Origin of the sequence: Hymenobacter sp. YIM 151858-1, assembly GCF_025979705.1 — a bacterium.
GTDB lineage: Bacteria > Bacteroidota > Bacteroidia > Cytophagales > Hymenobacteraceae > Solirubrum.
In genome coordinates this window covers 2,362,758-2,376,157 of record NZ_CP110136.1, presented here as the reverse complement: position 1 = coordinate 2,376,157, position 13,400 = coordinate 2,362,758, and the positions used below count along the sequence as shown (strand labels likewise).

The 13,400-nt window shown below is 60.6% G+C and carries 11 protein-coding genes; 6 read left to right on the top strand and 5 right to left on the bottom strand.

Translation table 11 applies throughout. From position 1 onward, the window contains the following. Positions 1-139 precede the first annotated feature (139 nt). Complete coding sequence (gene pyk / locus OIS50_RS10510; RefSeq protein WP_264690593.1) at positions 140-1,585, bottom strand: pyruvate kinase; 1,446 nt, start codon at positions 1,583-1,585, stop codon at positions 140-142. A gap of 231 nt (positions 1,586-1,816) precedes the next feature. Then, positions 1,817-2,245, bottom strand: a complete 429-nt coding sequence (locus OIS50_RS10505; protein ID WP_264690592.1) for an IPExxxVDY family protein — start codon at positions 2,243-2,245, stop codon at positions 1,817-1,819. Positions 2,246-2,395: 150 nt separating this feature from the next. Here OIS50_RS10505 and OIS50_RS10500 point away from each other — a divergent pair, with 150 nt between their 5' ends. From OIS50_RS10500 to lgt, 5 genes are all read left to right on the top strand, one after another. Then, positions 2,396-2,632 carry an acyl carrier protein gene (locus OIS50_RS10500; RefSeq protein ID WP_059067513.1) on the top strand — a complete coding sequence of 79 codons (237 nt, stop codon included), beginning with the start codon at positions 2,396-2,398 and terminating at the stop codon, positions 2,630-2,632. A 94-nt stretch (positions 2,633-2,726) separates the two neighbouring features. Continuing rightward, positions 2,727-3,980, top strand: a complete 1,254-nt coding sequence (fabF, locus tag OIS50_RS10495; protein ID WP_264690591.1) for a beta-ketoacyl-ACP synthase II — start codon at positions 2,727-2,729, stop codon at positions 3,978-3,980. A gap of 99 nt (positions 3,981-4,079) precedes the next feature. Continuing rightward, entirely contained in the window at positions 4,080-4,832 is a 753-nt protein-coding gene (gene rnc / locus OIS50_RS10490) for a ribonuclease III (RefSeq protein ID WP_264690590.1), read from the top strand. Between the two features lie 397 nt (positions 4,833-5,229). Beyond that, positions 5,230-7,209, top strand: coding sequence for an NAD(+) synthase (gene nadE, locus OIS50_RS10485; protein WP_264690589.1), 1,980 nt, complete (start codon positions 5,230-5,232; stop codon positions 7,207-7,209). A 225-nt stretch (positions 7,210-7,434) separates the two neighbouring features. Next, positions 7,435-8,325, top strand: a complete 891-nt coding sequence (gene lgt, locus OIS50_RS10480; RefSeq protein WP_264690588.1) for a prolipoprotein diacylglyceryl transferase — start codon at positions 7,435-7,437, stop codon at positions 8,323-8,325. A 150-nt stretch (positions 8,326-8,475) separates the two neighbouring features. Here the strand turns inward: lgt and fbaA are convergent, their stop codons facing one another. The 3 genes from fbaA to yidD form a co-directional block, all read right to left on the bottom strand. Beyond that, positions 8,476-9,561, bottom strand: coding sequence for a class II fructose-bisphosphate aldolase (gene fbaA, locus OIS50_RS10475; RefSeq protein ID WP_264690587.1), 1,086 nt, complete (start codon positions 9,559-9,561; stop codon positions 8,476-8,478). Positions 9,562-9,711: 150 nt separating this feature from the next. Continuing rightward, entirely contained in the window at positions 9,712-10,617 is a 906-nt protein-coding gene (locus tag OIS50_RS10470) for an SdiA-regulated/phytase-like domain-containing protein (protein ID WP_264690586.1), read from the bottom strand. A 119-nt stretch (positions 10,618-10,736) separates the two neighbouring features. Beyond that, a complete protein-coding gene (yidD, locus tag OIS50_RS10465) occupies positions 10,737-10,964 on the bottom strand; it encodes a membrane protein insertion efficiency factor YidD (RefSeq protein WP_264690585.1) in 228 nt (75 codons plus the stop codon). Between the two features lie 134 nt (positions 10,965-11,098). On the opposite strand from yidD, the gene OIS50_RS10460 reads away from it, so the two are divergent. Then, positions 11,099-13,372, top strand: a complete 2,274-nt coding sequence (locus OIS50_RS10460; RefSeq protein ID WP_264690584.1) for a S46 family peptidase — start codon at positions 11,099-11,101, stop codon at positions 13,370-13,372. Positions 13,373-13,400 lie beyond the last annotated feature (28 nt).

The following is a 13,400-nucleotide window of genomic DNA, read 5'->3' as shown; positions in this document are numbered from 1 at the left end:
GCGTTCAGCCACCACCAGGCTTACCTAGGTGGTGGCGGTGCCTCTGGCGTTAGGGGGTAAGGAGAAGAGATGCATCACCAACGCGAAAAAGGCCGCGCAGCAATTGCTGCGCGGCCTTTTTCGCGTTGGTGAGCAGGGCTTACACCGTGCTCAGCTTGATCATGTTTGCTTTGCCCTTTTCGTTGATGGGCATCGACGCGGTGCTGATGAACACGTCGCCTTTGGCGATGTGGCCGGTAGTCATGAGCACGTATTTGATGTCGGCAATGGTGGTATCGGTGCTCACAAACCGGTCGTAGTAGAAACCACGCACGCCCCAGGCCAAACTCAGCTGCGTGAGGATGGCGCGGTTGTCGGTGAACACGAAGATGTTGGCCTGCGGGCGGTACTTCGAGAGCTGGTAGGCCGTATAGCCTTTGTGCGTCATGCCCACAATGGCTTGCGCGCCGGTGGCGCGGGCCAGGCTGCAGGCCGCCGCCAGCACGCTGTTGGTGTAGTAGGTATCGGGGGCGGCCAGCGGGTCGCCGGCGGCAAACTCGCGGTGGTAGAGGCCGGGGTGCTCCTCGGCGCTCCGGATGGTGCCCACCATCGAGCGGATCACCTCGGCCGGGTAAGCGCCCACGGCCGTTTCAGCCGACAGCATTACCGCATCGGTGCCATCGAGCACGGCGTTGGCCACGTCGTTGGTTTCGGCGCGGGTGGGGCGCGGGTTCACGATCATGCTTTCCATCATCTGCGTGGCCACAATCACGGGTTTGCCGGCGCGGTTACACTTCTGGATGATCATTTTCTGCGCCATCGGCACCTCTTCGGCCTTAATCTCAACGCCTAGGTCGCCGCGGGCTACCATCACGGCATCGGTGAGGGCAATAATCTCGTCGATGTTGCGCAGAGCCTCGGGCGTCTCGATTTTGGCTACCACGCGCGCTTGCTTGCCCGATTCGGCAATAATCTGCTTGATGAAGCGGATGTCTTCGGCGCGGCGGGCAAACGAAAGGGCAATCCAATCGACGTCGTTTTCGAGGCCGAATTTCAGGTCCTCGATGTCCTTTTCGGTCATCGACGGGGCCGACACATTCGAATCGGGCAGGTTGATGCCTTTGCGGGGCTTCACGGTGCCGCCGTAAATCACCTCGCACAGCACTTCCTTCTCGCGGTCGGTGGTAAGCACGCGCAGCTCCAGCTTGCCGTCGTCGATCAGGATCATGTCGCCGGGCTTCACGTCGCGCGCCAGCCCTAGGTAAATCGTGCTGATGCGGCCCGGGCGGCTAATTTCTTTTTCGCCGCATACCAGCGTAATCTGTTCGCCGGCTTTGATTTCGAACGAGCCGCCCTCCACATCGCCCAGGCGGATTTTGGGGCCCTGCAAATCCTGGAGCAAGCCCACGTGGGTGCGCAAATCCTTGTTGAGGCGGCGCACCAGGTTAATCACGGCCAGGTGTTCCTCGTGCTTGCCGTGCGAAAAGTTGAGGCGAAACACATCCACGCCTTCGCGGATGAGCATGCCCAGTTTGTCGTAGGTGTTGGAGGCCGGTCCGACGGTGGCCACAATTTTGGTCTTGTTAAAACCAGGACGATTTTCCATGTATCGGTAAGAGTTGTGCGTCTGCGATTGTTGCGTAATTTATTTAATCCCCTGACCTAGGGCGCAATCAAAGGACCTTCCTCTCTCGGCGGGCAGCGCCGTAACCCTAGGTGGTTACGCAAAAAACGCGCAGTAGGTAGCTAGCCAGGGTGGCCGGCTACGGCGAGAGAAAGGTCCTTGGCTGAGTGGGGCAGCAAGGGGAGGGCGCGGCGGCAGCGAGCCAACCAAACCCTAAAAGAGCAAGTTTTCTTTGAACTTGAGGGTATTTGGATCGAAACGACACACGTACTGCACCGCCGGCAAGGCCGCCAGCTGCTCGAGCAGGGTATCGGGGTCGAGCGTGCCGGTACCGTTTTGCACCTGTATCAGGTAGTCGTACTCCTTGATATCGGGAGCCAAAAAGTGCCTCTGCAGCGGCGACGGATCGACGGACCGGTTGCGGAGCAGGCGTAAGGTGGCTGTTTCAGTAGCGTGCAGGTAATTGCTGATAACGAGCCGGCCGCGGGTCAGCAGGTCCAGTATCAGATCTTGCTGCTTGATCAGCCGCAGGCGCAGGGCCTGGTTCAGCGTCCAGGCCAGCTTATGGTCCCGGCTCGACGACACGATGCCGAACAGGTCGAAGTCGCAGTCGTAGTCGCAGTCGAGGGTAAGGGTTTTCATAGGCGGAAAAGCAGCCTGGCATGCGGCGCAAAACTACGGAGTTGGCGGGGCTAAACCAGCGCGGGCACTTGGGCAATTCACCTCGTCCGGTTTGACAATGTTGCCGAAGATGGTGTTATTTGTGCCGAGTTTTCTTTAAACCCCACGGAAATGTCTGAAATCGCAGAAAAAGTAAAAAGCATTATCGTTGACAAGCTTGGCGTTGAGCCCTCGGAAGTAACTCCGGAAGCAAGCTTCACCAACGACCTCGGCGCTGACTCGCTGGACACGGTTGAGCTTATCATGGAATTCGAAAAAGAATTCAACGTAAGCATCCCCGACGATCAGGCTGAGAACATCGGCACCGTGGGCCAAGCCATTGCTTACCTCGAAGAACACGCCAAATAAGGCATCTTTACCCTAGCTAAAGCACCTACCGCTTTGCCGGCCGGCCCGCGCCGGCCGTTTTTCTTTTCCTCCTTTATCCCTTCGCACCCCTTTTATGGCGCTACGGAGAGTTGTTGTTACTGGTCTCGGAGCCATTACCCCCCTTGGCAACACGGTTGCCGCGTACTGGGACGGTTTGTCGCGCGGCGTTAGTGGGGCCGGCCCCATCACGCGCTTCGACGCCAGCAAGTTCAAAACCCGCTTTGCCTGCGAAGTGAAGGGCTACAACGCCGACGATTTCTTCGAACGCAAGGAAGGCCGCAAGCTCGATTTGTTTTCGCAGTTCGCCGTGGTAGCCGCCGATCAGGCCATTGCCGAAGCCGGTATTGCCGACGGCAGCGTCGACAAAGACCGCGTGGGCGTTATCTGGGGCTCGGGCATTGGCGGCCTGCGCACCTTCCAGGAGGAGTGCGTGGCCTTTGCCAAAGGCGACGGTACCCCGCGCTTCAACCCGTTCTTCATTCCCAAAATGATTGCCGATATCGCGTCGGGTCATATTTCGATGAAGCACGGCTTCCGCGGCCCCAACTTCGTTACGGTGTCGGCCTGCGCCTCGTCGTCGAACTCTATCATCGACGCCTACAACTACATCCGGCTGGGTTATGCTGATGTAATTGTAACCGGTGGCTCGGAGGCGGCCGTGACGGAAGCCGGCATCGGCGGTTTCAACGCCCTCAAGGCTTTGTCGGAGCGCAACGATGCCGCCGAAACGGCCTCGCGCCCCTACGACAAGGACCGCGACGGTTTTGTGCTGGGCGAAGGCGCCGGCGCGCTGATTCTGGAGGATCTGGAGCACGCCAAAGCGCGCGGTGCTAAAATCTACGCCGAGGTGCTCGGCGGCGGCATGTCGGCCGATGCGTATCACCTCACCGCGCCCGACCCCGAGGGCAACGGTGTGATGCTGGTGCTCAAGCAAGCCCTGCGCGACGCCGGCATTACCGCCTCCGAGGTGGACTACATCAACACCCACGGCACCAGCACGCCCCTGGGCGACGGCGCCGAGGTGAAGGCCATTCAGAAAGTATTTGGCGACGCCATCTACGACCTGAACATCTCTTCGACGAAGAGCATGACGGGCCACCTGCTCGGCGGAGCCGGTGCTATCGAGGCCGTGGCCAGCATCCTGGCCATGGAGCATAGCCTGATTCCGCCTACCATCAACCATTTTACCGACGACCCGGAGCTTGATCCGCGCCTGAACTTCACCTTCAACCAAGCCCAGCAGCGCGAGGTGAACATTGCCCTGAGCAATACGTTTGGCTTTGGTGGGCACAACACCTCGGTGGTGTTCGGTAAGCTCCGCGACTAAGAAGGTAAAGGGTAGTGGGTAGTAGGTATCTGGGCAACACATAGCTGCGTACCCGCACAAACAGTCCCGTTACCTAGTACCTTATACCCAATACTGCTTATGGTACAGCGCAGCGGCCGTACGCTCCCGCTGTTCGGTTTCTTTCGCCGTTTGCTCGGCCACGACCGTCAGTTCCGGCAAGCAATTGCTGCCGTAACGGGCCGTGCGCCGGGCAACGTGCGTTTGTACCGGCTGGCATTTACGCACGCCTCAATGGTTCGGCAGCAGCCGGGCCAAACGCGGCACCTTTCCAACGAGCGGCTGGAGTTTCTGGGCGATGCCGTGCTGGGCGCGGTGGTGGCCGAGTTTCTGTTCCGCAAATTTCCGTACGAACCCGAAGGGTTCCTCACGGAGGTTCGCTCGCGCATTGTAAATCGCGAGAGCATGAATCAGCTGGCCCTCAAAATTGGCCTCGACGCGCTGGTGCAGCTCGATGCCGGCCAGAGCCGCTCGGCCCGCTCGCGCTCCGTGAACGGCAACGCGCTGGAGGCTTTGGTAGGCGCCATTTACCTCGACCACGGCTACGAAGCCGCCCGGCAGTTCGTGCTGAAGCGCCTGATTCGGCCGTTTGTGGATGTGAAAGCCCTGGTGAGCACCACGGCCAACTTCAAAAGCAAGCTGATTGAGTGGGCGCAGCGCCACGGCAAAGCCGTGCGCTACGAGCTGAACGGCGAGCAACGCACCGGCGGCGTAATGGAGTTTTCGGCCACGGTACTGATTGACGAAGAAGCCGTTGCTACGGGCATGGGCCTCTCCAAGAAGCAGGCCGAGCAGCAAGCCGCCGAGCGGGCGTTGGATGCCCTAGGTGTGTAGCGGCAACGGCAGCACCGGCTGTCATTGCGAGGACGAAGGACATTCCGCGCATCGAGCGGCGTCAATCGGTCCTGGGCGGGGCACAACCCTTCAGCCAGCACTAAGCGAAAAGCACCTAGGACGATATAGCGCGGACTTTGCAAGTCCGCGTCCCCGGTTAGTAATGTCTAGTTTCAGACCTAGGCGGTTAAATATACTATCTGAAATAAGCGAACTGAAAAATGCGAGCTAGAGCAGGCGCCGGTTTTGCTTGGTGCTGGGTGAAAAGTCGTACCCAGCCCAGGACCGATTGCTTCGCTTGGCTCGCAATGACAGCTAGCGAAACGGCTACACAACCCGACAACAGCATTTGCAGTTACTTGCAGGACGTTTTCACCTTACCTGCTTTCTTCAGCTTATGCGACTTGCCGGCGCTGCCCTCAACCAAACGCCAATCGATTGGCAAAACAACCTGCGCAACATCCAAGAGGCCATACAACTGGCTCAGGAGGCAGGCGTGGAGCTGCTGTGCCTGCCCGAACTGTGCCTGACGGGCTACGGCTGCGAGGATTTGTTTCTGCACGAGTGGTTGAGCGAGGCGGCCCTAGGTTACCTGCAGCAAGTGCGCCAATGGTGCACCGACCCCAACATGGTGGTGTGCGTAGGCTTGCCCGTGCGCCTGAACGGCCAGACGTACAACACGGCCTGCGTGATCCGCGACCAAAAAATATTCGGGTTTGCGGCCAAGCAGTTTCTGGCCAACGATGGCGTGCACTACGAGCCGCGGTTTTTCTCATCGTGGCGGCCGGGCACCACGGCTACGTTTAGCTACGAGGGCGAGGAGTACACCATCGGCGACCTTGTGTTTGAGCACCTAGGCGTAACGTTTGGCTTCGAGATATGCGAAGATGCCTGGCGCCCCGCCACCGACCGCCCCGCTGGCCGCCTGAAACCCAGGGGCGTGCAGCTCATCGTGAACCCCTCGGCCTCGCACTTCGCCATGAGCAAAACCGACGTGCGCTACCAGCTGGTGCTGAAAGGCTCGCGCGATTACCAGGTAACCTACCTCTACGCCAACCTGTTGGGCAACGAGGCCGGCCGTATTACTTACGACGGCGAAATCCTGATTGCGCGCAACGGCCAGCTCATCAAGCGCAACCAGCTGCTGAGCTTCAAGAACGTAGACCTGGAGTATGCCGACGTGGACTTTGGCCAGGAGCCGGCCGTAACGCAGGAAATTACGCCGCTGCCGGCGCCCGATGAATACCGCGAGCTAAACCAGGCCCTGAGCCTGGCCCTGTACGACTACATGCGCAAAGCCCGCAGCAAGGGCTTCGTGCTGAGCCTCTCGGGCGGGGCCGACTCGTGCATGTGCGCCGTGGGCGTGGCCGAAATGGTGCGCCTGGGCGTGCAGGAGCTGGGCGTGGAGGAGTTCATGCGCAAAGCCGGCAACTTCTCCGACGACGACATCCGGTTTGCGGTGCAGTACGGGCAGCTGCCGGGCGCAGCGCCCATCGAGCCGGTGGCCACCGCCGACGCCGGTACGCGCGTGCAGGCCGTGTCGCACCCGGCCGAGCAGGTAACCGGCAACGAGCGCCTCACGCTCAACCAGCAGCTTACGCGCCGGTTGCTCACGTGCGCGTACCAGGGCACCGTCAACTCCTCCGACGACACGTACCTCTCGGCCAAAGACGTAGCCGAAAACGTAGGCGCCGTGTTCTTCAGCTGGGACATCGACCAGGAGGTAAAGGGCTACACCAGCAAGATTGAGCATGCCCTAGGTCGGGAGCTGACGTGGAAGACCGATGACCTGACGCTGCAGAACATTCAGGCCCGGGTGCGCGCGCCCAGCATCTGGATGCTGGCCAACGTGCAAAACTGCCTGCTGATTACCACCAGCAACCGCTCCGAAGCCGCCGTGGGCTACTGCACCATGGATGGCGACACGGCGGGCAGCATTTCGCCCATTGCCGGCGTCGATAAGGCCTTCGTGAAACAGTGGCTGGTATGGGCCGAAACCGAGCTGGGATACGCTGGCTTGCACCGCGTGAACAACCTGGCGCCTACTGCCGAGCTGCGCCCCCTCGAAGACAAGCAAACCGACGAACGCGACCTGATGCCGTACCCACTGCTCAACTTAATCGAGCGGTTGGCTTTCTACGAGCGCCTCAGCCCGCAGCAGGTGCTGGCGCGCCTAGGTGCCGAGGTCGAAAACATCGAGCCGGAACAGCTAAAAACCTACGTGCGCCGCTTTTACCAACTTTGGAGCCGCAACCAGTGGAAGCGCGAGCGGTTTGCGCCCTCGTTCCACCTCGATGATTACAACCTCGACCCCCGCTCGTGGCTGCGCTTTCCTATTTTGAGCGGCGGCTTCACCGACGAGCTGACAGCGCTGTAAGGGCGCGCCGCGCAGCACCCGCTCGGTTGGTGGTGTGGCTAACACCTGCCCGCGGGCAACAAGGCCACCAGCACCTAGGGGCCGCCGCAACCTGCTTACCTTTACCCACAGGCCCGAGCCGTTTGTAGGCCCGGGCCTGTAATTTTTCCTGGGATAATCGTTCTTTGTAGCCGGCGCGTGCAATGCGCCCCTACTTTTGTCCGACTCACCCGCGCCAAAGTGCCTATGCTCGCCTACATCACCTGGGACCAGTCGCCCATTCTTGCTCAACTCGGTCCGCTCACGCTGCGCTGGTACGGCCTGCTGTTCGCGTTGGGCTTTATCATCGGTTCGTTTATCCTCACGCACATCTACAAAGCCGAGCGGGTGTCGCAGCGCTGGGTCGATGTCATCACCATCTACATGCTTATCGGCACGGTACTGGGTGCGCGCCTTGGGCACGTATTCTTCTACGATGCCGATTATTACCTGGCTCACCCCGGCGAGATTCTGAAAATCTGGGAAGGCGGCCTGGCTAGTCACGGCGCCACCATCGGCATTTTGCTGGCCGTGTGGCTGTTTGCGCGCAACAACAAGTTCGACTACCTGTGGGTGCTCGACCGCATCGTGATTGTGGTGGCTACCGGCGGCATGTGCATTCGCCTGGGCAACCTGATGAACTCCGAAATCATCGGCCGCGAAACCGATGTGCCCTGGGCGTTTAAGTTCGTGCGCTACAACGAGATACACCACGTAGCCGGTAACATCCCGAACGAGCTGCGCCACCCCACCCAAATCTACGAGGCGCTGTTTTGCCTGCTGCTGTTCGTGCTGCTCTACGGGCTTTGGAACCGCTACAAGGAGCAAACCCCGCGCGGCCTGCTGTTTGGCTTGTTCGTAACGCTGCTGTTCACCTTCCGCTTTTTCGTGGAGTTTCTGAAGGAAAACCAGGAGTCCTTCGAAGACCGCCTGCCCCTGAACATGGGCCAGCTCCTGAGCATTCCGCTGATTTTGGTGGGCCTGTGGGTGTTGCTGCGCGCCGGCAAAAACCCCAACAACCGCTACGGCTTCGCCCCCCGCGACCTGCACGACGACAATGCCCCCAACAAGCCGCTGCCCGTGCAAATGAAACGCTAAGCCACCTAGGCCCCACGCAAAAAGCCCCGTCGGATTGCTCCAGCGGGGCTTTTGTTTTGTCATGTCGAGCGCAGCGAGACATCTGGGTAAACACGGCAGGCGTTCTGAATCAGATGTCTCGCTGCCGCTCGACATGACAGCCGAAACGACCTAGGGCCGGCGGTTCAGGGCGTTCAGGTCGTCGAAGGCCACCTTCAGGCGCTCCACAAACGTCTTTTCGCCTTCGCGCAGCCACACGCGCGGGTCGTAGTATTTTTTGTTCGGGGCATCCTCGCCGGTGGGGTTGCCGATCTGGCCTTGCAGGTAGGCTTCGTTCTTCTTGTAGAAGTTCTTGATGCCGTCCCAGAACGCCCACTGCAGGTCGGTGTCGATGTTCATCTTGATGGCACCGTAGCTGATGGCCTCGCGGATTTCCTCCTGCGACGAGCCCGAGCCGCCGTGGAAAACGAAGTTGATCGGCAGGGCCTCCGTCAGGCCGAACTTCTCCTTCACGTACTCCTGCGAGTTTTTCAGGATTACGGGCTGCAGCTTTACGTTGCCGGGCTTGTACACGCCGTGCACGTTGCCGAACGCCGCGGCAATGGTAAAGCGCGGGCTCACCTTCAGCAGCTCCTCGTAGGCGTAGGCCACTTCCGAAGGCTGGGTGTAGAGCTTGCTCGAGTCAACGTCGGAGTTGTCAACGCCGTCTTCCTCGCCGCCGGTTACGCCCAGCTCGATTTCCAGCGTCATGCCCAGCTTATCCATGCGGGCCAGGTACTCCTTGCAAATCTCGATGTTCTCCTCAATCGGCTCCTCCGAAAGGTCGATCATGTGCGAACTGAACAGCGGGCGGCCGTGCTGCGCAAAGTACTTCTCGCCCGCCTCGAGCATGCCGTCGATCCAGGGCAGCAGTTTTTTGGCGGCGTGGTCGGTGTGCAGAATTACCGGTACGCCGTAAAGCTCGGCCATTTGGTGCACGTGCATGGCGCCCGAAATGGCGCCGGCAATGCTGGCCTGCTGCTTGTCGTTGGGCGCGCCCTTACCGGCGAAGAACTGCGCACCACCGTTCGAGAACTGAATGATAACCGGCGAGTTTACGGCCGCTGCGGTTTCGAGCACGGCGTTTACCGTGTCGGTACCCGTTACGTTTACGGCGGGTAGGGCAAAGCCGTGCTCCTTGGCGTACTCGAACAGCTGTTGAACCTCGTCGCCGTGCAGAACGCCGGCGCGCAGGGTGGTAACGGCAGTGTTACTCATAAGAGAGAAGTAGAAAAAGGGTAGGGCAGCCCAATGCGGCTGCGGTGCATTTTCAGGTTCAATGATAAGCAAAAAACGGCCGCCGGGCGTAGCCCAGGGCCGCTTTGCCCGCCTAGGTACAACCAAGGCGGTTTAGTACAAGAGCCAAAGCTACTGCGGCAGGTTGTAGCGGTACAAAGCGCCCTGCTCGCTGCTGATGAGTACGGTATTGTTGTCGATGAACACCACGCCCTCGGTTTGGCCGGCGCCTTTCATTTCCACGGCTTGCATTTTGGCCTCGCCAAAGTTGCTGCCGCTCACGGCGCCCACAAAAATTTGCTCGCGGCCCAGCAGCACCAGGCGCGAGCCATCGGGGCTGAGGGCCGCATCGGTTACCTGGCCGGGCAGCGTAAGCTCGCCCACACGCTGCGCCGTTTGGCGGGCAGGGCCGTTGGCATCGAGGCTGTAGATTTTGCTGGTGCGGTCGTTGGCCCGGTCGCGCGAGAACAGGTAGATGCGCCCGTTGTGCCACAGCGAGGCCTCCACGTCGAAGTTGCGCTCCTCCTTAGCCGGCGGAAATTCCTTCTGATCGGGGTACGAGAACTGGATTTTGCTGACCGCGCCTAGGTTCTTTGGGTCGATGCGGTAAATGGTGAGGTCTTGGCGGTCGTTGCCGTTGTTGCCGCAATCGGCAAGGTACAGGCGCCCCTGCGTGTCCTGCGACACCGACTCCCAATCCTGCTGCTGTACGCCCTGCAGCTCGATACGCCGCACCAGTTGGCCGTTTTCGCGCACCAGGTAAATGGAGGGGCCACCGCCGGGACTGCGCGTATCGCCGTGGGTGTAGAACGTGCCGGCCTCGGGGCCCCGGGCCAGGCCCGAGCTTTCGGGCACTTCGCTGGGCATGGTGCCTACTTTCGTGAGGCCCGCCACCGGGCTTAGCGCCTCGGTTTTGTCTTTCTTCTTACCGCCTTTTCCTTTTTTGCCCTTGCCTTCGGCTTGTTCGTTTTGCGCTTCGGAACAGGCAGTAGAGCCAATAAGAGCCATGCTAAGCAGGCCCGCCAGTAATCGGTTCATGTGCATTGCGGATAGTGCCAGTAAAACGCCCGGCCTGCGGGCGTACCTAGCTGCTATACGCAAACGCACCACCTAGGGCCGAGAAGCAGCTTTGGCATCCAACCCTAGGTGCCAGCCAATCACTTTTCCGGAACGGGGTCGTAGCCGAAGCCGCCCCAGGGGTGGCAGCGCCCGATGCGGCGCAGTGCCAGCCAGCCCCCGCGCCACGGGCCGTGGCGCCGAATGGCCTCGGTGGCGTAGGCCGAGCAAGTGGGCGTGTAGCGGCAGGTGGCAGGCTTGAGCGGCGAAATCAGGTGCCGATACACCCACACCAACGCCAGGAAAAAGTGTTTGAACAGGGCTGCCATGGGTGGTGTTGCTGAAAGTGCCCGCCCGGCCAAACCAAACGGGTGTTAGGGCGGCAACGCCCGGCTTCGTAAGTTTGGTTCGGGGTTGCCCCGGGCAATTTCCACTCTTTTCACCACATTCTATCCTCCCACCAATGCTCAAACGCTCCTGGCTGAAAGGCCTGCTGCTGGCACTGTTGCTGCCCGCCGTAGCCCGCGCCGACGAAGGCATGTGGCTACCGCTGCTGGTTAAGCGCCTCAACCACGCCGACATGCAGAAGAAGGGCCTCAAGCTTACGCCCGAAGAAATTTACGACGTGAACAACGCCTCGCTCAAGGATGCCATCGTGCAGCTGGGCGGTTTCTGCACCGGCGAGTTCGTGTCGAAGGAAGGCCTGTTGCTCACCAACCACCACTGCGGTTACGACGCCATCCAGAGCCACAGCACCACGCAGAACAACATCCTGCAAAACGGCTTCTACGCCCAGACCCGCGCCGACGAGAAAGCCAACCCCGGCTTGTTCGTGGATATTCTGGTGCGCATGGAGGACGTAACCGGCAAGGTGCTGGAGGGCATTACGCCCCAAACGCCCGAGGCCGAGCGCATGGCCACGGTGCAGCAGCGCCAGCGCGAGCTGGCCAACGCCGCCAAGGAAAACGGCCAGTACGTGGCCTACGTGCGCGACATGTTTGCCGGCAACGAGTACTACCTGTTTGTGTACCAGCGCTTCGGCGACGTGCGCCTGGTAGGTGCTCCGCCCGAAGCCGTAGGTAAGTTCGGCGGCGACACCGACAACTGGATGTGGCCCCGCCACACCGGCGACTTCTCGCTGTTCCGGGTGTACGCTTCCAAGGACAACAAGCCCACTGCCGGCTTCGCAGCCGACAACGTGCCCTACATCCCCAAAAAGCACCTGCCCGTGAGCCTGCAGGGCGTAAGCGAGGGCGACTTTTCGATGGTGTTTGGCTTCCCCGGCCGTACGCAGCGCTTTTTGCCCGCCGCTGGCCTGCAGCTGACGCTCGACCAAAGCAACCCCGCCCGCATTAAACTGCGCGACACCCGCCTGAAGCTTTGGAAGGAAGACATGGACCGCGACCCGGCCCTGCGCCTGGCCTACGCCTCGAAGTACGCCAACATTGCCAACTACTGGAAGTACTTCATCGGCCAAAACGAGGGCATGAAACGCCTGAAAACCGTGGACCAGAAGAAAGGCGAAGAGGCCTCCCTGGCCCAATGGATTGCCGCCGACCCCGCCCGCCAGCAGCAGTACGGCGCGGTGCTCCAGGACATCAACCAGGCCTACGAAGGCTTGCGCCAGTACAACCTGAGCGCCCAGTACGTGAACGAAGGCGCTTTCGGCACCGAAATCATCACGCTGGCCTCGCGCATGATGCCGCTGTACCAGGCCCTGAAAGGCACCGACAAAGCGGCCGTGCAGAAAGCCGTTGAGGACCTGAAAGAGCCCGTAGCCGAGCACTTCAAGGACTACAGCGCCGCCACCGACAAGAAGGTGTTTGCCGCGCTCCTAGGTCTGTACATGCAGGATGTGCCCAAGGAGCAACAGCCCGACGTGTTCCAGACGGTGCAAAAGCAGTACGGCGGCTCGATGGCGAAGTACGCCGACTACGTGTTCGGCAACTCGCTGCTGACCTCGAAAGCCAAGGTTGAAGCTTTCCTGGCGGCGCCCACGGCGGCTAAGCTGGAGGCCGATCCGGCGTTTAAAACGTTCCAGTCGATCTACTCGAACTACGTGCAGAACATCCTGCCCAAAACGCAGGCCCTGCAAGCCAGCCTCGTGCGCGCCAACCGCCTGTACGTAGCCGCCCTGCGCGAGAAAAACGCCAGCAAGGTGTACTCGCCCGATGCCAACTCTACCTTGCGCCTGAGCTACGGCACCGTGCGCGCCTACAAAGGCCGCGACGCCGTGCAGTACAACTACTACACTACCGGCCAGGGCATTCTGGAAAAGGAAGACAACACCAACCCCGAGTTTGTGGTGCCGGCCAAGCAAAGCCAGCTGCTGCAGGCCAAGGATTTTGGCCGCTTCGCCGATAAAAACGGCACCCTGCCCGTTGCGTTCATCACCGACAACGACATTACGGGCGGCAACTCCGGCTCGCCGGTTATCAACGGCCGCGGCGAGCTGATTGGCCTGGCCTTCGACGGCAACTGGGAAGCCATGACCGGCGACTTGGCCTACGACCCCGACCTGAAGCGCTGCATCAACGCCGACATTCGCTACGTGCTGTGGTGCATCGAGAAGCTGGGCGGCGCCAAGCACATCGTCGATGAAATGACGATTGTAAACAACGGCCCGAACCCCAACGCCAGCGTGGCCGCCAACACCCCCGGCGCCGATGCCAAATCGACCAAAGTGAAGGTGAAAACGAAGAAGAAAAAGGGCGAGGCGGCTTCGGCTGGCCAGTAAGCCCTAGGTGGTTTTTTGCCGTATTGCG

Bases quoted from the DNA above. Each gene is read 5' to 3' on its own strand.
- pyk (WP_264690593.1), bottom strand. From the start codon at position 1,585: ATGGAAAATCGTCCTGGTTTTAACAAGACCAAAATTGTGGCCACCGTC.
- OIS50_RS10505 (WP_264690592.1), bottom strand. From the start codon at position 2,245: ATGAAAACCCTTACCCTCGACTGCGACTACGACTGCGACTTCGACCTG.
- OIS50_RS10500 (WP_059067513.1), top strand. From the start codon at position 2,396: ATGTCTGAAATCGCAGAAAAAGTAAAAAGCATTATCGTTGACAAGCTT.
- fabF (WP_264690591.1), top strand. From the start codon at position 2,727: ATGGCGCTACGGAGAGTTGTTGTTACTGGTCTCGGAGCCATTACCCCC.
- rnc (WP_264690590.1), top strand. From the start codon at position 4,080: ATGGTACAGCGCAGCGGCCGTACGCTCCCGCTGTTCGGTTTCTTTCGC.
- nadE (WP_264690589.1), top strand. From the start codon at position 5,230: ATGCGACTTGCCGGCGCTGCCCTCAACCAAACGCCAATCGATTGGCAA.
- lgt (WP_264690588.1), top strand. From the start codon at position 7,435: ATGCTCGCCTACATCACCTGGGACCAGTCGCCCATTCTTGCTCAACTC.
- fbaA (WP_264690587.1), bottom strand. From the start codon at position 9,561: ATGAGTAACACTGCCGTTACCACCCTGCGCGCCGGCGTTCTGCACGGC.
- OIS50_RS10470 (WP_264690586.1), bottom strand. From the start codon at position 10,617: ATGAACCGATTACTGGCGGGCCTGCTTAGCATGGCTCTTATTGGCTCT.
- yidD (WP_264690585.1), bottom strand. From the start codon at position 10,964: ATGGCAGCCCTGTTCAAACACTTTTTCCTGGCGTTGGTGTGGGTGTAT.
- OIS50_RS10460 (WP_264690584.1), top strand. From the start codon at position 11,099: ATGCTCAAACGCTCCTGGCTGAAAGGCCTGCTGCTGGCACTGTTGCTG.